Below are 26,531 nucleotides of genomic sequence, written 5' to 3'. Positions count from 1 at the left end.
GTCCGGGGCGGGCGTGGGCGCGTGGTGGTGGGCGGTGTTGAGGGGTGGCGGGTGCATCGCCGCGTGGGCGGGCGCGATCTCGGGGCGGTGAGGGTGAGCGGGTTCCCTCGGTGTGGTTGTAGTTCGTCGTCCTGCTTTCGGGCACCGCGCGCTTTGTCGGTGGTGGACATGTGGCGGGGTGGGGGGCGGTGGGCCGTCTCCGGTGTGGGGAGCCGGAGGCCTTTCGGCAGCGACCGAAGCGACCGAGGTTTCCATATCGGGTGACGAAGATGGAGCGATGAAGCCGCCGGATGGTGGATCGATGCGCGTGTTCGTGGTGTCCTCGGTCGCCGCAGCGATCAACGACGAGCGACCGAAGCGACTGAAGCGACCGAACTTCCCGAGTCCGGCGACCGTGTCGGCGGCGAAAATCGCGGATCGGTACGCGTCCGGCGGCTCAGCGACCGAGCGATCCGGGGTGTGAAGCGACCGGCGAGCTTCGGTCGCTGCTTCGGTCGCTGTGCGAAACCGCAGGTCAGAGGGCTCGTCGTGGGCGATCAGCGACTGAAGCGACTCAACTTTTGCATTATGACGACATTGGCGCGTGTGCGTGTGCGCGTCATAGATACGGACCTTCAGTCGCTTCAGTCGCTGTTTTTGTGGTTGTACATGTTCTGACCTGCGGTTTTTCGTCAGCGACCAAAGCAGCGACCGAAGCGGCTCAGTCGCTGCCCCTTCGGTCGCTCGGTCGCTGACACGCGGGGGAACCGAGGTGGGGTCTCGGGGGAAGCGGTCCGCTAGCCTGTCGTGTCGCAGCAATATCGGGATGTGAGTCGCTTCAGTCGCTTTCGATCCCGTTCACTGCTCTGACCTGCACTTTCGTTCAGCGACTGAAGGATGGATCTCGATCGACAGGCGCAGCCCGCGGCGGGGAACGGGTGGATGCCCGACACCCTCCGGCCGAATGTCCGGGACCGCCGGCGTGGTGTCGGCGGGTCCGTTCGGGCGCTGCGCGGGTCGTCGGGCGAGGGCTTCGGTCGCTGCGCCGGTTCCCTCGGAGGGTGGTGGGAGTGTGACGGCCGAGCGGGGTGCCGACGGGTCGGCTGCGCCGGACGGGTTGAGCGTGGCGCGCTGGTGTGCGCGTTCGGGTTGGCCGGTGCATCCCCTTGCGCCGCGGCGCAAGACTCCGCCGGCCAACTGCGCGGCCTGTCACGCGCCGGGTCACAGCCACGTGGACTGTCCGTGCGTTCCGGCGGGTCGGTGGTGTCACGGCTTCCACGCGGCCACGCTCGATCCCGAGCGGATCCGCTCCTGGTGGGGAAGCGACCCGCGGCTGGGGGTGGCGGTGGCGTGCGGGCCGGCGAACCTGGTTGTGATCGACGTCGACGCCCACGGCCCGTCGGTGCCGACGCGCGATCGACTCCTGCCCGGTATCGCGATCGGCGACGACGTGGACCTGACGGGGCTGGCCACGGGTTTCCACACCCTGGCGTTGCTCGCGGCGCTGCGTGGCGCTCCGGATCCGGCGGCCGATGAGGACACGCTGCGCGTGCGGACGCCGTCCGGGGGTTTGCACGTCTGGTATCGCACGCCACCGTCGCGGCGCTGGCTGTGTTCGACCGGGTCGAGCACAGGGCGCGCGCTCGCGTGGCAGGTCGACGTCCGTGCGGGCGGCGGGTACATCGTCGCGCCCGGGACGGTTACCCACGCGGGTACGTACACGCCGGTGGGGTCGTGTCGTGTCCCGGCGTTGCTCCCGACGTGGCTGGCCCTCGAGTTGGAGCGGACCGGGCACGCCGACCGCCCCGCCGCGACACCGGTGCCCGCGGCTGTGCCCTCGCGGGCACGGGAGGCGGTCGCCGCTGCGGGGGGTCATCGCGAGGCCGCGGCGCGGGTGTTGGCGAAGGCGGTGCAGGAGGTGGCGGACTGCGCCGCGACCGCGTTCGGCGCCGGGTTCAACGAGAAGCTCAATCGGGCGGCGTTCACCGTCGGTGGTCTGGTCGCGGCCGGTCACCTCGCGTCGGGCGAGGGCGAGCGGCTGTTGCTGGACGCCGCGCGGTACGCCCGTCCCGGGCACGAGCAGCGGTCCCTGGCCACGATCCGCGCCGGCATGGCCGCCGGCGTCGTACGGCCGTTGCGCCTGGGGGGTCGCCCGTGAACGGCGCTCCGCAGGGCGGTTTCGACGCGGCGGCGGTCGCCGCGCAGATCCTGGCCCAGCAGTCGGCGTCGGTCCCCGCTCAGGGAGGCGCCACGCAGGGGGTGTTGCCCGGCACGGTGACGGCGCGCGGCCTGGTGCCCGACTCGCTCAGCGACCGGGGGAACGCTAAGTCGTTCGTCGCGTTGTACGGGCGGGACTTCCGGCACGTCCCAGGCCTGGGTTGGTATCGGTGGGACAGCCACCGCTGGCAACTGGACGAGGACGACGGGGTGTTGTGGGCGGCCGGCGACATGGCCGAGACACTGGCCGTCACGGACGCCGAGGGCAGATACACGGACGCGGATCTGCGCCGGCATCGGCGTCGGTCGTTGTCCACGTCCGGTCTCAAGGCGATGCTGATGCAGGCGCAGGCGGCGCCGGGCATGGTGCTCAAGGCCGAGCATCTGGACTCGGAGCCGTACGCGTTGTGCACGCCCGGCGGCATCGTCGACCTGCACACCGGGGCCGTGGTGGCGCCGGACCCGGAGAAGCACCGTCATTCGCGCTCGTGCACGGTGGCGCCGCGGGTGATGGCCACGCCGCGCTGGAACCGGTTCCTTACCGATACCTTCGGCGACGACGCCGAGGGCGCGGAGATGATCGACTTCCTGCACCTGTTGCTGGGATATTCGGTCACCGGGGATGTCGGCGGGCAGATCATGCCGTTCCTGTACGGGCTGGGCAAGAACGGCAAGAGCGTTCTGCTCGACGTCCTGGTCACGTTGTTGGGCGACTACGCGGACGCGGCGCCGCCGGGTTTCCTGATGGCGAAGCCGTTCGAGGGGCATCCCACCGACCTGGCCGAGCTGCACGGGCGGCGGGTGATCGTGTGTTCCGAGCTCAAGCCCGGCGATCGGTTCGACGAGGCGCGGTTCAAGCTCCTGACCGGTGGTGATCGGCTCAAGGCGCGCCGGATGCGGCAGGACTTCTTCAGCTTCGAACCCACCCACAAGCTCTGGCTGTTGGGCAACCACCGGCCGGAGGTGGGCACCGGCGGGTTCGCGTTCTGGCGGCGGATGCGGTTGATCCCGTTCGAGCGGGTGGTTGCGGACGAGCAGCGGGTCGACAACCTCGCGCAGGTGCTGGTGTCCGAGGAAGGGCCGGGGATCCTGGCCTGGTTGGTGGACGGGGCGCGTCGGTATCTGGGGAGCGACCGGGACCTGACCGGGCCGCCGCGGGTGCGGGTGGCCACGCACGCGTACGCGGAGACCGAGGACCACATCGGTCGTTTCGTCGCGGAGCGGTGCCGGATGGGGACCACGATGCGGGCGGAGCAGACCGGTTTGTACGCGGCGTACAAGACGTGGTGCGGCTTCGAGGACGCGACGCCGGTTTCCGCGAGGGTGTTCGCGGTGAGGATCCGGGAAGCGGTCGGTCTCTCGTCGCCGAGGCAGATGATGACGTCCAATCAGCGCAAGTACTACCCGGGCATCGGCTTGCTCGGCGAGCACGAGGAGACGTCGTGAGTGCTCTGATCACGGCCAAGCAGATCGCCCACGAGATCGACATCGTGTGGCTCGAGGACCCGACGGGGCTGGACTACGTGCGCCAGGTGCTGGACCGCCTGCCGCGCCGCACCGGGGTCCCGGCGTTCCATCGGGACGGGCGGATGGTGGGGTACGCGTTGTTGGGGCCGGGGGCGAGGAGCTCGCCGGCGTCGGGGACGTATCGGCGGCGGGTCTTTTGGCTGGCGCCGCACGATCGTGATCGGGTGCCGGACGGGGCATACGTGTCGGGGGCGCCGTCGGAGGCGGTGGATCCGCGCACGCTCGAGCCGCGGGTGCCCGGGTACAAGACGGAGCGGTCGGAGGGTGGTCCGCCGTCGGAGGCGATGCGGGAGCTGGGGATAACGCTGCCGAAGGGGTAGGCGGCGTCGGATCGGCGGGGTGGTCGGACTTGCGCCGCCTGCGTGGGGACTTCCGCTCGGGTCCCGGACGCGACGTCGGCTTACGTCCATCTGCGTGGGGACTTCGAGAACCGCCCGTGATGGCGTACGGCTCCCAGCGGCTCACCCCCACTCGCGTGGGGACTTCCGCCATTCCCTCGAACCCGGCTCCTGCCGGGGCGGCTCACCCCCACTCGCGTGGGGACTTCGGCACGACCCGCGGGCATCGTCGGCAGGTGATCGGCTCACCCCCACTCGCGTGGGGACTTCCGCCGTGCGGGAGCCCGCAGCCATGGCGGCGGACGGCTCACCCCCACTCGCGTGGGGACTTCCTGGAGGACCCGGTGGTCGACGGCCCGGCCGACGGCTCACCCCCACTCGCGTGGGGACTTCAGCACGCCGGCCGGGATGGACAGGGACCCCGGCGGCTCACCCCCACTCGCGTGGGGACTTCAAGGGCAAGGAACCCTCCTCCCTGGACGACCTCGGCTCACCCCCACTCGCGTGGGGACTTCCCACGAGCCCTTTCTCCTTGTTTTCCAGGTTGCGGCTCACCCCCACTCGCGTGGGGACTTCCCTTCCTGACCTGCAGGTTTGGTCGGGCGTTACCGTTTCGTGTCCTCGGAAGGGCGATTGCGGCAAGGAGTTTGCCTGTATCGCGCATGGTGCCTCGCGGTCGGCGTGGTTTTGGTTGTTTCTGGCTGTGGGCGGGTTCGTCGGCGGTGGTTGTGGTGCGGTGTGGTGTGGTGTTCAGCAGGTGAGTGTTTGCATTTCGCCGGTGCGGATGTTGTTGATGGTGGTGGTGAGGGTGCCGGTTTGTCCGCCGCCGGTCCAGGTGATGGTCCAGTGGGTGGTTTTCGACTACGGGGTCATTCTCCTCTTTCTGGACCAGACGGCTCGCATCGGGCAAGCGCGGTGGGGTTCTTGTGGGGATCCCGTCCCCGTGGGGTACTGGCTCTCGAAGCTCCGGCCCGTGTCACGTTTGCGAGGGTGCCGGCAGTGAGATCGTTTTCGGATCACCCACACAGGCGTGTCGCAATTGTCTTCCTGCAGCGGATGTATTCATCGCTCGGACGCTGGTCCCGTCATTCGATCGACAATGCGGCCGATTACGTGCTCTCGGCCCGGATTCGCTCGGTGTGGCCCCGTTTGTTGATCACGGAGGATCGCGGTGTGTTGGCCGTGTGCGTCGTGGGGAAGCGGACTGCCCTGCCTGCGACGGGAGTTCGGAGCGCGAGGGATTCGGTGGCCTGGTACGGTTTCGGGGCTTCGGGGTAAATGTGGGTGGTGGAGGGCTTTTCTTCCCGCGTGTCACAAGCCGGTCGTCGGGCGCACCTACCGGGGGTGGGGATTGCGTCACAGAACGATCGCGCCCTGTTGGCTGGAACAGTATGTTGGCTTGTCCGACGGGGGAATTCTTTATGCCCCCGTTCGGTCGCCGATGGTGTGTATCGGGATATAGGGGGAGTGTGCGTGAAATCCGCGACGGCGCGTCGGTCTCGTGATGCCGGGGACGGGGCGGCGCCGGAGGCCTCGTTGGTGACGCCGCCCAAGGGGCTGGGGCAACGGCGGCGTCGGCCGGGGGTGATGGCCCTGGCGGTGGCGTTGGTCGCGGTCGGCGGGGTCGGCGGGGCCGCGTTGTTCACCGCGAAGGACAAGCGGGTCGAGGCGTTGGCCGTGGCGCGGGCCGTGCCCTACGGGGCGGTGGTCACGGACGCGGACGTGCGTACCGTGATGGTGTCGGTCGGCGGCGGCGTGCAGACGGTTTCCGTGAAGGACAAGCGTTCGGTGGTGGGCAAGCGCGCCGCGGTGGAACTGCGTCCGGACACGTTGTTGTCGCGCGGGCAGGTCACCGACGCGCCGTTGCTGCAACCGGACGAGATCCTGGTGGGAATGGCCCTGACGCCGGGGCAGTTGCCGACCACGCCGTTGCAGCCGGGCCGCAAGGTCTGGGTGGTGTCCACGCCCGGTAAGTCCGACGCGAGCAAGGGCCAGGCGCTGACGCCGCCCGCCACCGTTGCCGCGACCGTGTTCGCGGTCGGCAGCCCCGACCAGTCCGGGCGTGTGGTGGTCGACGTCGCCGTGCCCAAGGGCGACGCCGCGACGGTCGCCGCGCGCGCCTCGACCGAACTCGTCGCGCTGGTGGTCCTGCAACCGGGAGCCAAGCCGTGACGGTGGTGGCGGTGGTCGGGGGAGTGGGCGCGCCCGGCGCCACCACGACCGCGCTGGGCCTGACCCTGTCGTGGCCGCTGCGCGCGGGCCTGCGGGTGGTGCTGATCGAGGCCGACCCGGACGGCGGCGCCGTCCTGGCCGGCGCGCTGCGCGGACGGGTGTCGGCGCAGTACGGCCTGCACCAGCTCGGACTGGCCCACCGGCAGGGCAAGTTGGACGAGTTCTTCTTCCAGCAGCTGATCGACCTCACCGGCGGCGAACGCAACCGGCTGCTCCTGCCGGGTCTCGCCGACTTCGCCCAGGCGGCCTCGCTCGCGCACACCTGGGAGCCCCTCGCGCGCCTGCTCGCCTGGCTCGAGGGCCCGGACATGCCGCACGACGTGGTCGTGGACCTGGGCCGCTCGGGCACGTTGGGCTCCTCCGCCGTCCTGGCCCGCAAGGCCGACGTGGTCCTGGTCGTCGCGCGCGGGACGCTGCGTTCGGCCACCGCGGCCCGGGTGCGCGTCGAGGCGCTGCGTCGGGATCTGGACGCGAACGGCACCGGCGCGGACGCGCTGGGATTGGCCGTCGTGGAGGGCCCGGACTACCCGGCGGGCGAGGTCGCCAAGCTGTTGGGCCTGCCGTTGCTGATGTCCCTGCCGTACGAAACGCGTACCGCGGAGGCGCTGTCGGACGGTCGAGGCGAGGTGGACAAGCGGGCCATGCGTTCGCGGCTGATGCGCCAGATCGCCTCCGGGGCGGACGAGATCCTCTCGCACGCCCGGGCCCGCCAGGTGCGTCTGTGGGTACCCGGGAGCGGGCCCGGACCGGGACTGGGATCGGGATCGGGGGAGCAATATCGTGTTGGGTAACGCCTCTCCCCTGCATCACCGGCCCACCCCCGAAGACACGCCGCAGCCGCCCGCACCCGCAGGTGCGCCCGCAGCACCCGCAGCGCCGGCGCCGCAGACCCAAACGCCCGCTTCGCCGCCGGCCCGGATCACCGCCGCCGCGTGGACGATGCAACTCCCCACCGGCCCCGTCGCGACCCCTCGCGCCGCCACCGCGAACAGCAACGCCGCTGGCGGCACCGCCACCGGCCCCGCCCTCGGCGCCGCCGCCCCCCAAGTGGTCCTGGACCTGGCCGCCGTCCGCGTCCTGCGCGAACGCGCCGCCGAACGCCTGCACGAACAGGACCGCGCCCGCCCCGGCCTGCCCGAGGCGGACCGCGAACAACGCGGACGCGCGCTGATCGCCCAGGTCGTCGCCGAATGGGCGGACGTGACCGCGCGCGAACGCGGCACCGCCACCACCCCCGTCGAGGACCGCGCCTACACCCGCGCCGTCTTCGACTGGCTCTTCCGCGCTGGCCCCCTGGAGCCCTACCTCAACGACGACGCGGTCGAGAACATCCTGATCAACGGCTACGACACCGTGTGGGTGGACTACGCCGACCGTCCCCGCCGCAGGGTCGCCCCGCTGACCGCCTCCGACGACGAACTCCGCGAACTGCTGCGCAACCTCGCCCGCCGCAGCGGTGCGGGCGAGCGCACCCTGTCCACCTCCTCGCCGTTCCTGGCGCTGCGCCTGCCCGACGGTTCGCGCCTGCAGGCCGTCATCGAGGTCACCCAGCACACCTGCGTGACCATCCGCCGCCACCGGGTCAAGACAGTCACCCTGGACGACCTGGTCGCCTGGGGCACCCTCGAACCCGTCCTGGCCCGCTTCCTCGGCGCCCTGATCCGGGCCAAGAAGAACGTCATCATCTGCGGCACCCAGGGCGTCGGCAAGACCTCCCTCCTGCGTGCCCTGGCCCGCGAGATCCCCGCGTCCGAACGCGTGGGCACGCTGGAGAGCGAGTACGAGCTCTTCCTGCACGAACTCGGCCACCTCGAACAGGTGGTCGCCTTCGAGGCCCGGGAGGGCAACGGCGAACGCGGCACCGACGGCCGATCGTCCGGCGAGATCACCATCGGCGACATGATCCCCCCGGCCCTGCGGATGACCCTCTCCCGGATGATCGTCGGCGAGGTCCGCTCCAGCGAGATCGTCCCGATGCTGCGCGTGATGACCAACGGCGAGGGCGGCTCCATGTGCACCCTCCACGTCCGCGAACCACACATGATCTTCGACCGGATCGCCGAACTCTGCCTGGAATATGGCCAACACATGAGCGACCGCCTCGCCTACCGACTCGCCGCGAACGCCGTCGACTACCTCGTGTTCGTCCGCATGATCGACGAGAGCGGCATCGGCGGCCGCCGGCACCGTTTCGTCTCGCACGTCCTGCAGATGGCCGGCATGGGGGAGAACGGCCGCCCGGCCACCAACACGGTGTTCGGCCCGCGTGGCGAGGACCCGCGCGCGGTACCGCTCACCGCGCCCACCGACGCCGCGGCCCTGCGCCGGGCGGGCTTCGACCCGCTGTGGCTCAACGCCGCCCCGCAGTGGGCGCCGATGCACCTCGTGGGGGGTTGACCGACATGGACGCACAGGCCCTGTGGGCGGGGGTGTGCACGGCGGTGGTCGTCGCCGGACTCGTCCTGCTGTGGTGGGGATGGCGTGGCACCACCGAGGGCTTACGCCTGCCCCGACCCGGGCGGACCCGCCGTGTACGCACGCCGCTGTCGCCGGCCGCCGTGCGCGCACGCAACGTTCGCCGGGTCGTGGCCGGGGTTGCCGGTGTTGCGGCGTGGTTGGTGACCGGGTGGCTGGTCGCGGTGGTCCTGGTGCCGGTCGCGGTGCTCGGCTGGCCATGGTTGATGGCGCCGACCCGGGCCGACTACTCCGGGATCGACCGGCTCGACGCCCTCGCCGAGTGGACCCGGCGCCTGGCCGACCTGGTCGAACTGGGCGCAGGTCTGGAGAACGCCATCCTCACCTCCCGGGGCACCTGTCCGGCTCCGATCGAGTCGGAGGTCGGCGACCTGGTCTCGCGCCTGCAGGCCCAATGGCGGCCCGCCGACGCCCTGTACCGCTTCGCCGACGCGTTCCAGGACGCCACCGCCGACAAGATCGCCGCCGCGCTGATCCTGCGCGCCGACGACCGCGGCCCCGGACTGGCCCTGGCGCTACGGGACTTCGCCACGACCGTGCGCGAGGAGGTACGCCAGCGCCGCTCGATCGAGGCCGACCGCGCCAGCGCCCGCGCCACGGTCCGCTGGATCACCTACCTGACCGTGGCGATGGGTGGGCTGATGGCGTTCAACCGCGACTACGCCAAGCCGTACGCGAGCGCGGTCGGGCAGACCTCGCTGGTCGTGTTGATGGTCTGCTTCACCGGTGTCCTGTTGTGGATGCGGTCGGTGACCGCGTACAAGCCGGCGCCGCGGATCCTGGTGCACGACGACCGCAGCGTCGTCACCGTCGCCCCTGCGGTGGCCGAACCGGAGGCCGCCCGATGATCTCCACCTGGTACCTGATCCCGGGCGCCCTGGTCGGCGCGGGCATTGCCCTGCTGATCCGCGAACTGCGCCCAGCTCCACCGGACTTGACCGCAGCCGCCGAGCGCCTGACGGGCCGGCCCACCGCCGCCGCCCTCGCCGCGCGCGACACCGGGACCGGCAGCGCGTTCGGCGACGCCCTGGCCCGGCTGGCCCAGCGCGTACCGGGTGTCTCCGTCCCGCACACCCGCCTGGCCCTGGTCGGCCAGAGCGCCGGCGACCACCTGCGCACGAAGGCCGCGATGGGTCTGCTCGGCCTGCTCCTTCCGGTCCTGTTCTCCACCGCGGTGAGCATGCTCGGGATCACGCTGCCGTTCGTCGTGCCCGTCGGGGCATGCCTGGTCCTGTGCGTGGTCATGTGGCAGACGCCCGACCGCGAACTGGCGGTCAAGGCCAAGGCCGCCCGGGTGGAGTTCCAGCACGCCGCCGCCACCTACCTCGACCTGGTCGCCCTGCAACGCGCCGGCGACGCCGGCCCCGCCGAGGCCCTCGAACACGCCGCGCAGGTCGGGAACGGGTGGGCGTTCCTGCGGATCCAGGACGCCCTCGCCCGCGCCCGCGCGCACGGCGCCGACCCCTGGCAGGCCCTGCGCGACCTCGCCGGCGACCTCGACCTGCCCGAACTCGCCGACGTCGCCGACATCATCGAACTCGCCGGCGTCGAGGGCGCCGCCGTCTACGGCACCCTCCGAGCCCGCGCCGCCGCGCTGCGCACCGAACTGCTGTCCGCGGAGCACGAACGCGCCAACACCGACTCGGAGCGCCTGGTGGTACCGGGCACCGTCCTGGTGATCCTGCTGACGATCTTCCTGGGCCTGCCGGCCATCCTCCAGATCGTCGCGATCTGAGCCCACGATCCGAGCCCCCGGCCACCGAACAACTCACGGAGGGAACCCATGTACAACGCCGCGCTCCACTTCGCCCTGACCTTCGCCCTGACCGTGCGCGACCGCTACCGGCGCAAGGTCGAGGAGGAGGGCTCCGACGCCGGGCTCACGAGCCTGGAGGTCGCCTTGATCGCCGCCGGGGTGGGTGTACTGGCGGTGGGGCTGATCGCGGTCATCACGAAGGTCGTGAACGGGAAGATCAGCATCATCAATGGCTTCTGACATGCTCCACCCGCTCCGCCGCGTCCGTCGCCGATATCGGGACCTGGAGCCGGACGGCGGGACCACCTCGCTACAACTGGCCATCCTGATGCCGGTGGTGCTGACCCTGATCCTGGTGACCCTGCAGGGCTGCCTGTGGTGGTTCGCCCGCGAGGCGGCGCTGGCCGCCGCCCGCGAGGGCGTCGAATCCGGCCGCGCCTATCGGATCGGCAGCCCGCAGAGCGCGGCGGAACGCGCCCGGCAGGCCGCGGACAACCTGGGCCTGCGCAACCCGAGCGTGTCCACGTCGGGGAGTACTGCCGACACGGTGCGGGTGCGGGTCACCGCCAAGTGCCTGTCGATCGTGCCGCTGCTGCCGGACATCACGATCATGCAGGACGCGCAGGCGCCGGTGGAGCGGTGGAACCCGTTTGTTCCGTGACACACCCTGATCACCCCGAGATACCCGATCACCCCGTGGTATCCGACCACCCCGTGACACGCCGCCGTTCCCGGAACCCGGAGAGGAGGACGACACCCGTGTTGGCACACTGCTTTCGCCCGCGCCGCGACCGTGCCCGAGGTGGGGCGGCTTCCGTGACCGTCTCCGTGTCCGCGGTTGCCCCCACCCCTGCGACCGCCCCCCGATCCGCGGTTGCGACCGCCTCCGCGACTGCCGTCGCGACCGCTCGCGTGTCGGGGTTGGCGCGGCGCGCTCGCGTGGACGGTCGCGACACCGGCTCGGTCGCTCTCGAAGTGGCCATCCTCGTCCCGGCGTTGCTCGCCCTGCTGTTGCTGGGCGTGCTGGCCGGCCGGGTCACTTTGGCGGGATCGGCCGTGGACGCCGCCGCGAAGGCCGCCGCCCGCGCCGCGACCTCGGCCCGTACGGCCGGCGACGCCCAGAGCCGTGCCGTCAGCGCGGCCGGTGCCACGTTGTCCCAGCAGGGGCTGCACTGCGCGAGCACCACGGTCACCGTGGACACCTCCGGCTTCAACGCGCCCGTGGGAACCGTCGCCTCCGTCACCGCGACCGTCACCTGCCGCCTTCCGCTCGGCGATCTCGCCGCGCCCGGCCTGCCCAACCTGGGGACCAAGTCGATGACTTCCACGTTCGTGTCCCCACTGGACACCTATCGGGCGCGGGGATGAGCGGCGCCATGCTCGCGGGTCGGCGCGGGCACAACGAGGATCTCGGCCGGGTGGGTGGGAGCGACGCGGCTTTCGTCGGGGTGGGCAGGGTCGACGCCGTTTCCGGTCGAGTGGGTGGGATCGACACCGCTTGTGCCGGAGTGGGCGGGGTCGACACCGCTCCCGCGTACTCGTGTGGGCGGCACCGCGATCGCGCCACTGCGGGCTGCGTCGACGTTGCTTCCGCGTACACGGGCGCGCCCGACGAACCGGCCGGCCGCCCCGGACCCGGGACGCGGCCGGGGTCGCGGGCACGTCGCGCGGTGCCCGAGCCGCAGTCGCCGCTGCCGGGACGGCGAAGGGCCCAAGGGGCGCGGGACGAGGGCAGTATCAGTCTGCTCTTCGCGGGCGTCGCCATCGCGGTCCTGTTGCTGATCGGGCTGGTCGTCGACGGCGGCGGCCGACTGCGCGCCGTCCAGCGCGCGGACAGCCTCGCCGCCGAGGCCGCGCGCGCCGCCGCGCAGGCCATCGACCCGGCCGCCGCCATCCAGGACGGCGCGGTCCACATGAGCCCCGACCCCGGCGTCCCGGCCGCGACCGCCCGTGCCTACCTGGCCCGCGCGGGCGCGAGTGGCACCGTGTCGGTCGGTGCCGACCGGGTCACGCTCACCGTCACCGTCACCGTCCCCTTCAAACCCGTCTTCAGCGGGATGCTCACCGACGGATCCGTCTCCGCCACCGCGCGGGTCACCCTCGTCCACGGCGTCATCGCACCGGAGGGCAAAACATCATGACCGCCACCCGTCCCACCCCCGACCGCCGGCGCCGCGCCCCCATCGCGCCCCTGCGGGCCCTGGCAAGTCTGGTGGCGCTGGCCGCGGTTGTGGCCGCGATGCCCACCGTCCTGTTCCTGGCCACCCGCACCCTGGCGCCCCGCTTCCCCGACCGCGACGACCTCACCTTCGAGGCGCTCCTGGAGCGGCCCGCCGACGCCGGCATCGCCTACGTCGCCGCGCTCGCGGTGGGCTGGCTCGCGTGGGCGATCCTGGCCGGCTCCGTGCTCTGGGAGATCCCGGCGGCGCTGCGCGGCCGGACCCGCCGGGCGGTACGCGGGTTCCGCTGGAGTCAACGCCTGGCCGCGTTCCTCCTCGGCGGCCTGGCGCTGACCATGTCCGGCGGGCCCGCCCTGGCCGCGCACGCCGCCCCGGTGGCCGCCGCGTCCGCGCCCGCCGGCGTCGAATCGACCGCGCAGGCCGCGCCCGCCGCGCCGGCCACCGCGCGAGGCAGCGCCGCCCCGGCCGGGGCGACGTACACCGTCCAACGCGGCGACACCCTGTGGGACATCGCCGAACGCACCCTGGGCGACGGCGCCCGCTGGCACGAGATCGCCGAACTCAACGACGGCCGCGTGATGACCGACGGGCACACCTTTCGCGCCGCCGACGACATCGACGTCGGCTGGATCCTGCGGATGCCGGCCGGCGCCCGCGCCACCACACCGCCCGCCACCACGCCGCCCGCCGCGACCGCGCCCGAGAGCGCCGACCCCGTCGCCCCAGCGCGGGCACCCGCCGGCGACACGCCCCGCACCGTGACCGTGCGCTCGGGCGACACCCTCTCCGACATCGCGCAGCGCGAACTGGGCGACCCCGACTGGACGTCGCTGTTCGCGGCCAACAAGGACCGTCCGCAGCCCGACGGGGGTGCGCTCACCGATCCCGACGTCATCGAGACCGGGTGGGTGCTGAACTTGCCGGCGGCTTCGGAGACGCAGGCTGTTCCCGCCGCACCGGCTGCTCCGGCCGCGCCAGCCGCTCCGGATACGCAAGCCCCTCCTGCGGCGGTCGCTCCGGATACGCAAGCCCCTCCTGCGGCGGTCGCTCCGGATACGCAAGCCCCTCCTGCGGCGGTCGCTCCGGACACCGTGCCCGGTGCGCCCTCGACACGTGCGGCGGATCCTGGCGCGGCGCCTGGTGCGGGGGGCGCCACCGCGGCACCGTCTGAGCAGGCGCCGCCCGCTGAGGTTCCACCCGCCGAGGTTCCACCCGCCGAGGTGCCGCCGGCCCAGATTCCGCCTGCTCAGGTTCCGCCCGCTCAGCCGCCCGGTGAAAAGCCTCCGGTTGCCGATGTGCCGGCGCCGCCCGCGCAGGACCCCGGTGCCCGACAGCCCGCACCGGTCGAAACGGCTCAGGCGCCGGCACCGCCGTCCACGGGGGCGCCCGCGACGCAACCACCCGCAGTGGCCGACACCCCCGCGCCCCCGGCACAGCCCGTTGCACCTGCTGCGCCCGCTGCGCCCGCTGCACCCGCTGCCGTCGACGGCGACGATGGCGACGACGGTGACGAGGCTTCGTCCCTGGTCCCGATCGGCATCGGCGTCGGCGCGCTCGCCGGCGCCGGACTGATCGCCGCCGTGGGGGTGCGCCGACGACTCCAGCAGCGTCAACGCCGCGCCCACCGGCGCATCGCCATGCCCGCCCCCGGCCCGGCAGCGTACGAACAGCGTCTTCGCGCGGCGGAACGACCCGAAGGCGCCGAGTTCCTCGACCTGGCCCTGAGCACCCTGGGCATCGAACTCGCCGACGCGGGCCGCCCGATGCCCGCCTTCACCACCGGCCACCTCACCGTCGCCGGCCTCGAACTGCGCCTGCGTACCGCCGAACCGCCCATCGCGCCCTTCAACGCCGTCGACGGCGACACCACCCGCTGGTTCTGCCCGGTCGACGCGCCCCTGGTCGGCCCCGAGCGCGCCCGGGTCTTGCCCGCCCCTTGCCCGGCACTGGCCCCGATCGCCCGTACGGCCATCGGCGAGGTCCTCCTGGACCTGGAGTCCTGCCCCGTCACCCTCCTCGACGGCACCCCCGAGCAGCAGCGGCAGATCCTGCGCACCCTGGCCGTCGCCCTGCTGACCGGGCCTCGCGGGGAGGACGTTTCGGTAACCGTCGTGGGCCTCGACGACGACCTCGGCGCCCTCGACCCCCTTCCGGGACAGAAGGTCTTCCGGGCGGCATCGCCCGCCGAGGCGCTGTCCCGCCTGGCCGGATGGCACGACGCGTGCGCCGAGGTCCTCACCCGCGAGTACACGCCCTCCGCCCGCGCGGCCCGCACCATCGGCGCCGCCCCCGACACCTGGCCCCCGGAGATCGTGCTGTCCCGGGAGCCCCTCGACGCCGACGCGATCACCGCGCTGCGGCGCCTGGAAGGCCACGCAACCCGCACCGCCTGGGCCGTCGTTGCCCCCGCGCCCACCGGCTCCGAGACCCCCGAGCACTGGTACACCCTGCCCACCGGGCCCGACCCGACCGCGCTGGCCGGCCTCGACGCCGAGGCCACCCTCCACCGCCTGCCCGACGAGGAACTCGCGGACCTGGTGGGCATCTTCACCGCCGCCGGCGACACGAAGGGCCACCCCGCGCCGGAGACCGACGAGGCGACCGGGGACGCTGTCGCGGAGGCTTCCGTGGTGGCGCCGCCGAACGACTCGGCCGCGTCGACGGCGGCCGACACGGCTGTGGCGGCCGCGCCCGAAAGCGGTGTCATCCGCGTGACGGCTTACGCCGAGCCGCCCTTCGACAGCGGAACGCTGGTCGCTCGCGGAGTACCCACCGCGGTACCCGCGTTCCCGCTCCCGGGCAGCCCCACGTCGCCGAACCCGCCCGCGAAGCCGCTGCACAACCCGACGATCGGCGTCGTACCGCCGATCGAGAACAGCGGCGCGGATTCTGCGGGCGACAGCGCGGCCGACGACGCCGTCGGCGATCCGGATCCGGTGGCGGACGGCCTTGAGCGGAAGCCGGAGCCGGAGGTCGGCCCCGAGCCTCAGTCGGAGCCGACCGAGGGCGTGGCTGTGGTCGAGGACGCGCCCGCCCCACCTGCGGAACCGGAACGCGACACCTACACGGCCGACACCGCAGACACCTCCACGTCCACTGCCGGGCCCATCTCCGCTGCCTCCACCGCCCCGCCCGTCGCCCCGTTCAGGTCCTTCCTCGGGTCTGTCGAGCCCGAACCCGGTGACGACGACCGAGCGGCGGACGTCGATCCGACATCGACCCCGGCACCATCCACCGAGGACGACCACGCCGACGTCAGTGCCTGGTTGGACTCATTGCCCACCCCGGACGACGAGGACGCCGCCTGGGCCCAGGCATGGGAGGAGACCATGGCCGAGACTTCCTCGAGGATTCTGCCTACGACCTCCCCCTTCGCAGAGCCCGCTGCATCCACATCCGCTGAGGCCGAACCGGCGCTGACCGGCGTGCCCACCACACGCCACACCGGACCGGAGATCCGCGTCCTGGGGCCGGTCGAGATCGTCGGCGTGGGCGAACCCGCCGAGGCCAGCAAACGCGCCCGCCTCACCGAACTCGCCGCCTACCTCGTACTCAACCCCGGCCTCGGCCACAGCGACGTCGACGCCGCGATCTGGCCCGACAGCGGCTCCGCCACCAACCGCCACACCGCGATGAGCAAACTCCGCCGCTGGCTGGGCACCAACCCCGACGGCGACCCCTACCTGCCCATGATCGGCGACGCCGGCTACCGCTTCGCCCCGGGCGTCACCTGCGACTGGACCCGCTTCCAGCGGCTGGCGCGGAAGGGCATGCGCCTGGGCCCGCTGGGCGGCCCCGACCTGACCACCGCACTGTCCCTGGTACGCGGACGCCCATTCGGCGGCACCAGCCCGCGCCGCTACATCTGGGCCGAGTACCTGCGCCAGGACATGACCTCGTCGATCGTCGACGTCGCCGCCCGCCTGGGCGAACTCCGCCTACGCGACGGAGACATCCGCGGCGCGAAACTCGCCCTCGGCAAGGGCCTCGAGGTCTGCCCCGAATCCGAGATGCTCTACCGCCTGATGTTCCGCGCCGCCTACCTCTCCGGCGACATCAACGAACTCGAGGCCTACGCCGCCCGCCTCAACCGCCTCCTCGACGACCTCGGCTGCGACATGGAAGACGACACCATCCACCTCCTCCGCTCCCTCCTCGAAGCCCGCCGCCGAACCACCAACTCCCGCGCCGCGGGGTAGGGGAGTCGCCACCCGACCCGCGCACGCACGGTCAATGGCCCCGTGCGCGCCACCGACGATCCACCGAGTTCGACCCGGCTAGGCTTTCCGAGAAGGGCAGAGGGGCAGGTGCCCGAACACTCGATCGCGGAAGGCAAATCAGGCAAGCCATTGCCTGATTACCCAGATATCCGATCACGTATCGGTTACGTCCCCAAGAAGCCGCAGGTCAACAAGGGAAGTCCCCACGCAGGTGGGGGTGAGCCGCAGTGGCAAGAGCCCAGCGACCCGCCCTCCGCGAAGTCCCCACGCAGGTGGGGGTGAGCCGCCGATCGACGACCCGCTAACCGCGCTCCTCGAGAAGTCCCCACGCAGGTGGGGGTGAGCCGCTCTTCCCCCGGATGCGGATCGACGTTTCGCAGAAGTCCCCACGCGAGTGGGGGCGAACCGGGCGGGCTTCCGGACGCGCTCAAGAAAGCCTAGAAGTCCCCGCGCGAGTGGGGTGAGCCGGACTACACCTACTACGCGCGGGTGGGGGCCAGGAAGTCCCACGCGAGTGCAACGAAAATCCTAGATCCGGAACCTCGATTCCGAAGTCCCCAAAAACGTGCCGGAATTCGATCGCTTCTCTGTCTCCGCGACGCGTCGGAAGGGCTCCGGTCGGCCATCGCTTGCGGCCAAAAGGCGACAGCGTGCTGCGTTCCGAACGGACGCTCGGCACGCTGCGTGCGGGATCTTACGGTGCGTGTCGGAGCGGATCGCTATTGTGGTCGAGGTCCAGGGGAGGACCGTCTCGGGGGAGGCTGCGCATGGTCCGCAGTACGTTCGGTGCCGGGGCGTCCGCCGCCCGTCAATCCCGCTCCATACGCAGCGCCCACCGCCGGGCGCGACATCGCGTCGCCCTGCGCCGTGCCCCGTTGGTTGCGGGCATAGCCTCCGTCGCCGGGTGGGTGATGGCTGCGGTCACCGCCTCCGCGAGTTTCGGGGCGGGAGCGGGGATCGTGGTGGGCGCCACCCTCACCGGCGGCTCGTACACGCGCTCGCTCACGGCGGATCGCTGGGCCAAGGGCGCCAAGGGGGAGCGGCGTACCGCCCGGTCGCTGGCCCTGGCCCGCGGCTGGGTCGCGTTGCACGATCGAGCGATACCCGGGTCCCGGGCGAACCTGGACCACGTCCTCTGCGGCGGCGGAGGGGTCGTGTATCTCGACACGAAGACCTGGACGTCCGCCAAGTCCCGCGCGCGCTTCGACGCCGACGGCCGCCTGTGGTACGGCAGATATCCCCAGGACAAGGCCCTGCGCACGGTCCGGTGGGAAGCCGCGCAGGCCGAAGAGGCACTGGGTGTGAGCGTGCAGGCGGTGGTCAGTATCCACGGCCAACCACACCTACCCCGGCTCGGAGCCGTGGTGGACGGGGTCACCGTCCTGCCCGCCGAGGCGCTGCGCGACTGGCTCGGCACCCGACCGCGGCTGTTCGACGAGAGCAGCGTTGCCGCGCTTGTGGCCCGCGCCGAGATTGCCCTCCCCCCGTACGTCCACTGACTCAGGAGGCATCGTGTCCGACGTTCCACCCGGCTACACACGCGTACGCTCACACCTGCGTCGCAAGCCCGGCACCCGTCCTCCCCGCGCAAGCGGCGGTGGCGGTGACGGTTTCTCGTTCGGCGGGATGGCGCTCTACGGCGGCATCGCGCTCGTCCTGGTTGTCGGAGGATGCAGCGTCCTGGACCTGGGCGACGACAAACCCGACACCGAGTCCGCCGCCAAGAGCACCCCCACGACGTCGGCCGCCCCGAAATCCGTCGCCGCCTCCCCGTCCGGCACGGAGGCGGGCAAGGCTCCCGCCGCCCTCGCCGCCGAACCACCCGCCTCCCGGACGACCGTGACGGCGCTTCAGAAGATCGGACTCACCGTTCGGGCCCGCCCCGGAGCCGGGGCAAGCGTCACCACCGTGCCCGTCGGTACCGACCTCACCGCCACCTGCGCCAGCACCGGGCCCACCACGTGGGGTTGGCACGGAGTCCGCAGCAACCTGTGGGCACGCGTGACCACCGACAACGGCATCACCGGTTACGCGCCCGTGGCGTGGCTCCAAGCACCGGCCACGCTCCCCACCTGCTGACCCGGGCCGGCGTAAGGAGGCGTCCTGCTCAGTCGGCCGGCGGCCGTGCGCAGAGCGTGGCAGCGAGGACGGCTCCGGCGCATGAAGCAACATGCGCGGTGCTCCGTCATCCGTGCCAACTGCGTCTGGGTACACGCCTCGAACGTCGCCAGATACAGCCCGAACAGGCCGCCGATGTCAAGATTCGCCAGGCGTGCCTGGACATCATCACGACTCCACCACGACGCAGGAACACTCTCCGGATCGAACGTCTTGCGACGCGACATGAGGCCCCCCGAAAGCCCGACACATGGCCGCCTCGACCACGCCGGGCTCGGCAAACACTAGCGTGATTGACCCGTGACGATAGGTACAGACATCGCTCGACCTGGGGTCGGAACGGTCAAAGGGCAGGCCCTGCACGACACTTGGGTCGATGTGCTGCGCTGGCGGCGACATGATCCGCATGCGCACCGACGTACCCGTCACCGCCCAGCCTGCGGGCGTGCCCCCAGCCCCGAGCTGCCCAAGGCCGCGCACGTCATCGAGAAACTGGGCCTGTGGTGACGCCCGGACGTGCCCTCGCGGTGGCCGGCGCTCGACCACGTGACCGCGCTCCCGGATAGGTCCGGAGTTCTGTTGCCCCAGCGCGTGGGGACTTCCACGGGATCGTCGGCCGGTCCATGGCCCGCCACGGCTACATCGCACCAGCGTGGGGCTTCCGGCGCCGATGCTCGGCAACTGTACGGCCGATCGGCCTGCCCTCGTTCGCGTGGGCATCTGATGCTGGACGAGGTTGTCAGAGTCGACCGGCTTCGACTTCGAGTGTTCGTTCGGTGGTCACGGTTGTGGTCGTGGTGGTACTTCCTCGGTACGGTGTGTGATCGACGACCGAGGGGGACGCGTGCGGCGGAGCACAGCCACGGGGGCGATAGCCGTACTGCTGTTGACCGTTGCCGGGTGCGGCGGTGACGACGACGGCACGACTGCGGCACGGACCACCCCGCCACCGGCACCGCCGTCCAGCCCGGCCGTCACGGCGCCGAGCCTTGAGGAAACCGCGCGGACCCAGGCGCTCGAGGTGTACCGGCAGTGGCGAGCGTTCCAGCTGACGATCGACGCCGGCACCCCACTCGACGCAGCGACGGTCGATCGCCTCGCGACCGGACCGGCGGCCGATCTGGCACGCAGTGCGGCGGACCAGATCGCGCGGCACGGGATCACGACACACGGTCCGGATGGTGCCCTGGTCCCCACAGTGACCGTGTCCCTCGACGCCGGCATGCCCACTGTCACGGTCGTCGACTGCATGGACACCAGCGCACGCTACGCGACCAATCGGGACGGGAGCCCATACGCGCTCCCGTCCCAATCACCGCGGTATGTCAAAACGTTCACCCTGACCCGCAACGCGTCCGGTGTGTGGCAGGTGGCGGGGATGCGCTCGGAACGGGACCGCACGTGCTGATCACCGCGTGGCTGAGCGTCAGCCTGACCGTAGGCACCGTTCCCACCGGCTCCACGCCGCCGACGCCCCCCGCCGCGACCGCCGGACGTGAGCGTCGACATCGACTGGTCCGGCGCGACGCTCGGTGTGAACACCCCAGGGCGTCCCGGCGGCACCGGCGGGACGAGCGGCAGCACCACCCCGGCCGGGACGAACTCGTCCCCCGCCCCGGTGGATCCGAAGGATCCCGACGACACCGAGTGCCCCGGTGCGGCGGTGGTCCTGAACGCGGCGTCCTGCATGGGGACGATGGACCCCAACCCTCCTGGTGGTGGCGGGGCTGCGCCGCCGACGCCCGTCGACCTCGGTGCCCAGGCGGCCGCACGGATCCCGCTCGACGCGCCTGCGGTGCACCTCACTCCCGGTCCCGGGAAGACCGGCTTGGTCGGCCTGCCCACCTGGCTGTGCATGGACGCCACTCCGGCCGCGTGGGGTCCGGCGACGGCGACCGCGGCGGTTCCCGGGTTGTCGGTGACCACGACGGCCCGGGTCGACCACATCACCTGGACGATGGGCGACGGCGCCGTCGTCGCCTGCACCACCCCCGGCACTCCGTACACCCCGGTCCGCGGTGCGCAACCGAGCCCGGACTGCGGACACACGTACGTTCGGCCCGGTGTTCACACCGTCACGGCGACCACGCACTGGACCATCACCTGGGCCGGCGGTGGGCAGACCCGCACCCTGGCCGCCACTCGTACCACCACCGTCGGCGACATCCGCGCGGGCGAGATGCAGGCACTGACCTCCTGACTCGCACTCAGGCCACGTCCCCGGCGGTGCGGGCTATTTGTCCGCCGGTGCCGTGCCCGTACCTCGAACCGACATACCCATCCACGCGACCAACGACGTGAACAGGATGAACCATTCGATAATGCTGCCCTCTACGCGGAGTCGCTCGCCCGGAGCGAATTCAGGCAGAGATCTTGCCGCAATGTCCCGATCGAGATCACGAATCGGCAAAGCCTTCAAGAACCCGCAGGTCAGGAAGAGAAGTCCCCACGCAGGTGGGGGTGAGCCGCGCCGAATGACGCGTTCTGCCCGCGCCAACCCGAAGTCCCCACGCAGGTGGGGGTGAGCCGCTCGTCGTCCAGGCCCTCCGCAATGTCGTCCTCGAAGTCCCCACGCAGGTGGGGGTGAGCCGGCCCAGTTTCGAGCAGACCCGAGCGCATGCACGAAGTCCCCACGCAGGTGGGGGCGAGCCGAGTTCACCGCCCCGTACCTCGAACTCGCGGAGAAGCTCACCCCGCTCGAGGCCGCCGCCACCGCGCTGAACGCGTTCTTAGGCAGCCTCCAGGAGCACTTGGGCAACGCCACCGCAGCTCGCCCCGCCGCGGCCGCCCCACCTGGGCGCCCTACGGCCCACCCCCACCGGCGCCGATGACCCACCACCCCGCGCCGAACGGAACCCGCCGTGCCCGACAACGAACCCGCCCCGCTGCTCCTCCCGGCTCGTCCCTGCGCTTGGCCCTGCTGGACGAGCACCGCAACCCCGACATGAGCCGAGCCCTCATGTTCCAGCCCAGCGACGACCTCACGCCGGTAGCCCGCGCCCCAGGCTGACCCTGCACATCGTGCCGCTGCGCCCCGACGGCGAACACTTCATCGACGGCCTCCCACCGGCCCTGCCCTGCCCGGGAACGCCCAGGAGACCGAGAGTCGCATCGCGCTCGCCCGGGACGCCGGTGATCGGATCGACGCGCTGCACGAGTCGGTGTTCGATCGCCATTCGCTGACCTTCTCGACCGGACCGCGTTCCCAGCCGAGATCCCGGCCGCAGCTTGACCCGCAAACACCGTGAGGTGTCTCATCACGGCGGAAGGCAGCGTATCGAAGTGGTGTGAGTGCGGCACGAAACCAGGACGGCCGAGGCGACGGCGGCCCCCGGAGTCGAATGCGAGCGTCCCGGAACCTTGACGGCCGGCTGGGCAGCCGTCCGGAGAAGACGAAGCATGCGTCATCCCGGACATAACGGGGTGGCGCAAAGCTCACCGGACGCGGATGTGCGTTGACTGGGAGGCGGGGTTGGCCCGGACTTCGAACCCGTGCCCTCAGGCGGGAGTTACGACCCGGCAACCACCGATCAAAGTCGGCCGGCGGGCGCAATCAGTACGTGCGCCATCGGAAGTTCCCAAGCGGGAGGGGGCGACGATCCGAAGCCCGGCCTGGTGGTGGCTCGTTACGAGGCGCCGCCGTGGAGTCGGCTGCGTTGCGCGTTCGTAGCTCAACGGTTGAGTGTCGGCGGCGGTGGTGAGAGGCGCTGGCGAAGCCCACGCACCAGATCGCAACGTCCCTCCGCACAGGCAGGCTCCATGCGCTTCCCGCGTTCACATTTCACAGTGCGTAAAGCTAGATAAAGTGCCATTTTGCATGTGCGTGATCCTCCTGGAAGAGACTTGAAGTCGTCACAGGTCTGGGACCAGCGACACCTCCTCGATACGTTGTGTGATCGGATCGTCGGGGAGGGCGTGTGAGTCGGAGTAGGGGAACAGCCGCGATAGCCATGCTGCTGTCGGTGGTGGCCGTGGCAGGGTGCGGTGGGGCGGACGAGTCCAAGCCGAAGCCCCGTCCTTCATCGGCTCCGCCATTGAGCCCAGTCCCACACACGGCGAGTGCCGAGGACGCGGCACGAACCCAGGTTCTCGAGGTATACGACCGCTTCAGGACTCTTCAGGCGGCATTGGAGGGCGGCGACCCGCTTGACGAAGGAGCTTTGGCCAAGGTCGCAACGGGCCGTGCCGCCGCACTCCTGCGTGGCGTGGTGACCCAGGTCGACAACGACGGGGTGGTGGTGCGCGGGCCGCAGGGGGTGAAGGCTCCGAAGGTGGTGATGACAGTACTCACCGGTACGCCGCCTTCGGTCACGGTGGAGGACTGTATCGACACCAGTCAACGCGTCCCGGTCTACCGAGACACTGGTAAGCCGTTCTCCGCACCCACGCAGTCGCCCAGGTACGTCAAGACCTTCATCGCCCAACAGCCGAGCGCCGGAGGCTCTTGGGTGATCGCGGACATGCGCTCGGAAAGGGATCGCACATGCTGACCAACCGAGTCATAACGGCTACGGCGCTCATCTTGGTGGCCGGCACCGCTCACGCGTGGGCCGTTACCCCGACACCCCCGCCGCTGCCGCCTGGTGTGGACATCGAACTGGGCGGTGACGGCAGTGAGTTGAGCTTGGGAGCCGCTACCTCCGGAAAACCACCTGGGAAGCCTTCGGGCGGGGGTTCGACGGTGTCGGCGGGGACGGGTGCCGGGACGGCTCCGGTGGCGGTGGATCCTAAGGACCCGGACGACACGCAGTGTCCGGGGGCGGCGCGCGTATTGAACGTGACCCAGTGCATGGGCAGCATCGATCCCAATCCCGGCGGTGGCGGTAACGTCGTCCCGCCGCCCACTCCGGCCGAACTCGGAGCCCAGGCCTCCGCCCAGATCCCCCTGGACGCGCCTGCGGTGCACCTCACCCCCGGCCCCGGAAAGACCGGTTTGGTCGGACTGCCCACGTGGTTGTGGGTCGACGCCACCCCGGCGGCGTGGGGTCCGGCGACGGCGACCGCCGCTGTTCCCGGGTTGTCGGTGACCGCGACGGCTCGGGTCGACCGCATCACCTGGACGATGGGTGACGGCGCCGTCGTCACCTGCACCACCCCGGGCACGCCGTACAGTCCGGCGCGGGGTGCGCATCCCAGCCCTGATTGCGGACATACGTACACGCGACCCGGTGTTCATGTCGTCACCGCCACCACCCATTGGAGCATCACGTGGGCCGGTGGCGGACAGACCGGCACCCTGGCCGCCACTCGCACCACCACGGTCGGCGACATCCGTGCGGGCGAGATGCAGGCGCTGACGTCCTGACGTGCCCTCGAGCCAGGGCCCTGGCCAAGCGCGGGCATCCGTCGGTGCCGTGCCCATACTTTGAACCTATACGTTCACCTCTCCGGGCCAACGTCATTAACGGGATGATTCGCTTGATAACGTCGCCTTCACCAGGGGTCGTTGGCCCAAGCGTTGGCTCAAAAGCGAATTCAGGCAGGGGCCTTGCCTCAATAGCCCGATTCGCATCACGAATCGGCAAAGCCTCCAAGAACCTGCAGGTCAGCAAGTGAAGTCCCCACGCAGGTGGGGGTGAGCCGACGACTACGAGTACAGGCCCTACGGTCCGTGCGAAGTCCCCACGCAGGTGGGGGTGAGCCGTGATCTCGTGTCCGATCGCATCACGATCCGCAGAAGTCCCCACGCAGGTGGGGGTGAGCCGCGTGGCCGGGTCGTGGCCTCGCCGGTGGGGCTGAAGTCCCCACGCAGGTGGGGGTGAGCCGCCGACACTCCAAGACGTCTCGGACGACGAAATGAAGTCCCCACGCAGGTGGGGGTGAGCCGTCGGCCAAGAAGTAGGGAGTGGGTCATGCCTCGAAGTCCCCACGCAGGTGGGGGTGAGCCGTCTCTTTCTCATCTCGTTGGGGGCTGAGCCACGAAGTCCCCACGCAGGTGGGGGTGAGCCGAATCTGCCGACCGGCAATCAACGGTCGTGGCGGAAGTCCCACGCAGGTGGGGGTGAGCCGCAGAGGCAATCCCTACCACCCCCGTCCCCACGCAGGTGGGGGTGAGCCGCGCACGGCCGCGCTGCAGGCCGCCCACGACGCGAAGTCCCCACGCAGGTGGGGGTGAGCCGCCCGTACCGTCGGTCGTCGCTGAGTCCCTTCGGAAGTCCCCACGCGAGTGGGGTGAGCCATCCTGGCGACCACCGGACCGTTGTGGGACACCGAAGTCCCCACGCAGGTGGGGCGAGCCGCGATGGGTCATGGACCGGCCGACGATCGGTAGCGGCACAGCGCCGTGCCGACTTCGTGACGGTTGCGGCCGGTCGCCTGACGCAGCAGAGCTCAGGTTCGAGGTTCGCCTCCACCTGCGTGGGGGTTTCCGGTGCCGATGCTCGGTAACCGTCCGGCCCCTCGGCATGTTCTCGTTCGCCGTGGACTCACGCTGGGCGAGGTCTCAAGTCGGCCGGCTTCGGCTTCGAGTGTTCGTTCGGTGGTCACGGCTGTGGTCATGGTGGTACTTCCTCGGTACGGTGCGTGATCGACGACCGAGGGGGACACGTGGGGCGGAGCACGGGCACGGCTGCGATAACCGTGGTGCTGTTGGCGGTTGCCGGGTGTGGTGGCGATGACGGCGGCACGACTGCGGCACGCAGCACTCCGCCGCCGGCTCCACCGTCCAGCCAGTCCACGCCGGTCCCGAGCCCCGAGGAGACTGCCCGGACAGCTGCGCTCGAGGTGTACGGGCGGTACGGGGACCTCCAGATCCGGGTCACCGGTGGGGCCGCGCTGGACACTGCGGAGCTGGATCGCATCGCAACCGGTCGGGCAGCCGCCGTAATTCGGGGGCTGGCCTCGGCTACCTCAGACGATGGGATCACGGTCCGAGGGCCCATCGTCCACTCCCCGCGCAGCGTGAGCGTCTCGCTGGCCGCGACGGTACCCACCGTGACGCTGGAGGACTGTATCGACGTCAGCGGTCGACGGGCCACGAACCGGGACGGCACGCCCGCAGAAGTCGTGACGACAGCGTCCAGAAGCGTCCAGGGCGTCGTCGTCACGCGTGACTCGGCCGCCGCTGGCTGGCGGGTGACCGATGTCAACGCCCAACGGGAGCGCACATGCTGATACCAAGCGCGAGCGATCGTTGTCCTACGAAGCGAATTCAGGCAGAATGCCTGCCGCAAATGCCCGATTCAGATCACAGTCGGTAAACCCTCCAGAACCTATCTCTGCCTGGACGACTCCTCCGTCCTGGTCTACGTGTGCTCCGAACCGCACGTGGAGGGCCGAGGCCGCAGGATTCACCCGCTGGACCGGGACCTCGGCATCCCTTGGCCCGCGCATGGCCGCAACGGCACAGGCATCAGTGCCGTCATCGGCACAAGAGACAGCGCGGCACCCCTCTTAGAAGCCGTTGTCATACCGAACTTGGCGTCGGGTTATAGGACTTGGGTTCTCGTTGGAGTGGTCTCGGCGCTGAGAGCGCATGAAAGCAGGGCCT

General features: G+C 71.1%; 19 protein-coding genes and 3 CRISPR repeat arrays. All 19 genes read left to right on the top strand.

Translation table 11 applies throughout. The features are described 5' to 3' along the window. Nucleotides 1-1,102: 1,102 nt before the first annotated feature. The 19 genes from ACIRL2_RS46615 to ACIRL2_RS46525 all read left to right on the top strand — a co-directional run bounded on the left by ACIRL2_RS46615 (nt 1,103) and on the right by ACIRL2_RS46525 (nt 24,347). Nucleotides 1,103-2,137, top strand: a complete 1,035-nt coding sequence (locus tag ACIRL2_RS46615; RefSeq protein WP_402241141.1) for a bifunctional DNA primase/polymerase — start codon at nt 1,103-1,105, stop codon at nt 2,135-2,137. Next, complete coding sequence (locus ACIRL2_RS46610) at nt 2,134-3,642, top strand: phage/plasmid primase, P4 family (protein ID WP_402241087.1); 1,509 nt, start codon at nt 2,134-2,136, stop codon at nt 3,640-3,642. Before ACIRL2_RS46615 ends, ACIRL2_RS46610 begins: the two co-directional genes overlap by 4 nt. Further along, nucleotides 3,639-4,043 (top strand): DUF6009 family protein, encoded by a 405-nt coding sequence (locus ACIRL2_RS46605; RefSeq protein ID WP_395871038.1) that lies wholly within the window; start codon nt 3,639-3,641, stop codon nt 4,041-4,043. The genes ACIRL2_RS46610 and ACIRL2_RS46605 overlap by 4 nt, the downstream gene beginning before the upstream one ends. A gap of 24 nt (nt 4,044-4,067) precedes the next feature. Continuing rightward, nucleotides 4,068-4,637: a CRISPR direct-repeat array (repeat unit 29 nt; unit sequence CGGCTCACCCCCACTCGCGTGGGGACTTC). An 897-nt stretch (nt 4,638-5,534) separates the two neighbouring features. Beyond that, nucleotides 5,535-6,233: an SAF domain-containing protein gene (locus tag ACIRL2_RS46600; RefSeq protein ID WP_402241084.1), complete on the top strand. Its 699-nt coding sequence runs from the start codon at nt 5,535-5,537 to the stop codon at nt 6,231-6,233. Continuing rightward, nucleotides 6,230-7,084, top strand: coding sequence for a MinD/ParA family protein (locus ACIRL2_RS46595; RefSeq protein WP_402241081.1), 855 nt, complete (start codon nt 6,230-6,232; stop codon nt 7,082-7,084). The genes ACIRL2_RS46600 and ACIRL2_RS46595 overlap by 4 nt, the downstream gene beginning before the upstream one ends. Then, nucleotides 7,074-8,690, top strand: coding sequence for a CpaF family protein (locus tag ACIRL2_RS46590; protein ID WP_402241080.1), 1,617 nt, complete (start codon nt 7,074-7,076; stop codon nt 8,688-8,690). The genes ACIRL2_RS46595 and ACIRL2_RS46590 overlap by 11 nt, the downstream gene beginning before the upstream one ends. Nucleotides 8,691-8,695: 5 nt before the next feature. Next, nucleotides 8,696-9,616, top strand: a complete 921-nt coding sequence (locus ACIRL2_RS46585; protein WP_395871031.1) for a type II secretion system F family protein — start codon at nt 8,696-8,698, stop codon at nt 9,614-9,616. Then, complete coding sequence (locus ACIRL2_RS46580) at nt 9,613-10,503, top strand: type II secretion system F family protein (RefSeq protein ID WP_395871029.1); 891 nt, start codon at nt 9,613-9,615, stop codon at nt 10,501-10,503. Before ACIRL2_RS46585 ends, ACIRL2_RS46580 begins: the two co-directional genes overlap by 4 nt. 48 nt (nt 10,504-10,551) lie before the next feature. Continuing rightward, on the top strand, nt 10,552-10,764 hold the full coding sequence (locus ACIRL2_RS46575; RefSeq protein ID WP_395871027.1) for a hypothetical protein: 213 nt from the start codon (nt 10,552-10,554) through the stop codon (nt 10,762-10,764). 1 nt (nt 10,765) lies between these two features. Continuing rightward, the gene (locus ACIRL2_RS46570; protein ID WP_395871025.1) at nt 10,766-11,185 is read left to right on the top strand and encodes a TadE/TadG family type IV pilus assembly protein; all 420 of its coding nucleotides are present in this window, start codon (nt 10,766-10,768) and stop codon (nt 11,183-11,185) included. A 278-nt stretch (nt 11,186-11,463) separates the two neighbouring features. Next, nucleotides 11,464-11,892, top strand: a complete 429-nt coding sequence (locus tag ACIRL2_RS46565; protein ID WP_395871023.1) for a TadE/TadG family type IV pilus assembly protein — start codon at nt 11,464-11,466, stop codon at nt 11,890-11,892. A gap of 302 nt (nt 11,893-12,194) precedes the next feature. Then, nucleotides 12,195-12,665, top strand: coding sequence for a pilus assembly protein TadG-related protein (locus tag ACIRL2_RS46560; protein WP_402241075.1), 471 nt, complete (start codon nt 12,195-12,197; stop codon nt 12,663-12,665). Continuing rightward, a complete protein-coding gene (locus ACIRL2_RS46555; RefSeq protein ID WP_402241074.1) occupies nt 12,662-16,903 on the top strand; it encodes a LysM peptidoglycan-binding domain-containing protein in 4,242 nt (1,413 codons plus the stop codon). Before ACIRL2_RS46560 ends, ACIRL2_RS46555 begins: the two co-directional genes overlap by 4 nt. A gap of 788 nt (nt 16,904-17,691) precedes the next feature. Further along, complete coding sequence (locus ACIRL2_RS46550) at nt 17,692-18,423, top strand: nuclease-related domain-containing protein (RefSeq protein ID WP_402241072.1); 732 nt, start codon at nt 17,692-17,694, stop codon at nt 18,421-18,423. A gap of 13 nt (nt 18,424-18,436) precedes the next feature. Further along, nucleotides 18,437-19,003, top strand: coding sequence for an SH3 domain-containing protein (locus ACIRL2_RS46545; RefSeq protein ID WP_402241071.1), 567 nt, complete (start codon nt 18,437-18,439; stop codon nt 19,001-19,003). Nucleotides 19,004-19,886: 883 nt separating this feature from the next. Continuing rightward, entirely contained in the window at nt 19,887-20,450 is a 564-nt protein-coding gene (locus ACIRL2_RS46540; protein ID WP_402241070.1) for a hypothetical protein, read from the top strand. 87 nt (nt 20,451-20,537) lie between these two features. Then, nucleotides 20,538-21,242: a hypothetical protein gene (locus ACIRL2_RS46535; RefSeq protein ID WP_402241068.1), complete on the top strand. Its 705-nt coding sequence runs from the start codon at nt 20,538-20,540 to the stop codon at nt 21,240-21,242. Between the two features lie 238 nt (nt 21,243-21,480). Further along, nucleotides 21,481-21,694: a CRISPR direct-repeat array (repeat unit 30 nt; unit sequence CGAAGTCCCCACGCAGGTGGGGGTGAGCCG). 1,508 nt (nt 21,695-23,202) lie between these two features. Further along, complete coding sequence (locus ACIRL2_RS46530; RefSeq protein ID WP_402241066.1) at nt 23,203-23,532, top strand: hypothetical protein; 330 nt, start codon at nt 23,203-23,205, stop codon at nt 23,530-23,532. 299 nt (nt 23,533-23,831) lie between these two features. After that, complete coding sequence (locus tag ACIRL2_RS46525) at nt 23,832-24,347, top strand: ATP/GTP-binding protein (protein WP_395873488.1); 516 nt, start codon at nt 23,832-23,834, stop codon at nt 24,345-24,347. Nucleotides 24,348-24,596: 249 nt separating this feature from the next. Next, nucleotides 24,597-25,281: a CRISPR direct-repeat array (repeat unit 27 nt; unit sequence AGTCCCCACGCAGGTGGGGGTGAGCCG). Between the last annotated feature and the right edge of the window lie 1,250 nt (nt 25,282-26,531).

The sequence above is a fragment of the Embleya sp. NPDC127516 genome (assembly GCF_044765325.1).
In the GTDB taxonomy this organism is placed as follows: Bacteria; Actinomycetota; Actinomycetes; order Streptomycetales; family Streptomycetaceae; genus Embleya.
This window is presented reverse-complemented; position numbering and strand designations above follow the sequence as displayed.

Excerpts from the sequence above, each read along its gene's own strand:
- ACIRL2_RS46585 (WP_395871031.1), top strand. The coding sequence starts at position 8,696 with ATGGACGCACAGGCCCTGTGGGCGGGGGTGTGCACGGCGGTGGTCGTC.
- ACIRL2_RS46580 (WP_395871029.1), top strand. The coding sequence starts at position 9,613 with ATGATCTCCACCTGGTACCTGATCCCGGGCGCCCTGGTCGGCGCGGGC.
- ACIRL2_RS46575 (WP_395871027.1), top strand. The coding sequence starts at position 10,552 with ATGTACAACGCCGCGCTCCACTTCGCCCTGACCTTCGCCCTGACCGTG.
- ACIRL2_RS46570 (WP_395871025.1), top strand. The coding sequence starts at position 10,766 with ATGCTCCACCCGCTCCGCCGCGTCCGTCGCCGATATCGGGACCTGGAG.
- ACIRL2_RS46555 (WP_402241074.1), top strand. The coding sequence starts at position 12,662 with ATGACCGCCACCCGTCCCACCCCCGACCGCCGGCGCCGCGCCCCCATC.
- ACIRL2_RS46550 (WP_402241072.1), top strand. The coding sequence starts at position 17,692 with ATGGTCCGCAGTACGTTCGGTGCCGGGGCGTCCGCCGCCCGTCAATCC.
- ACIRL2_RS46525 (WP_395873488.1), top strand. The coding sequence starts at position 23,832 with ATGGGCAGCATCGATCCCAATCCCGGCGGTGGCGGTAACGTCGTCCCG.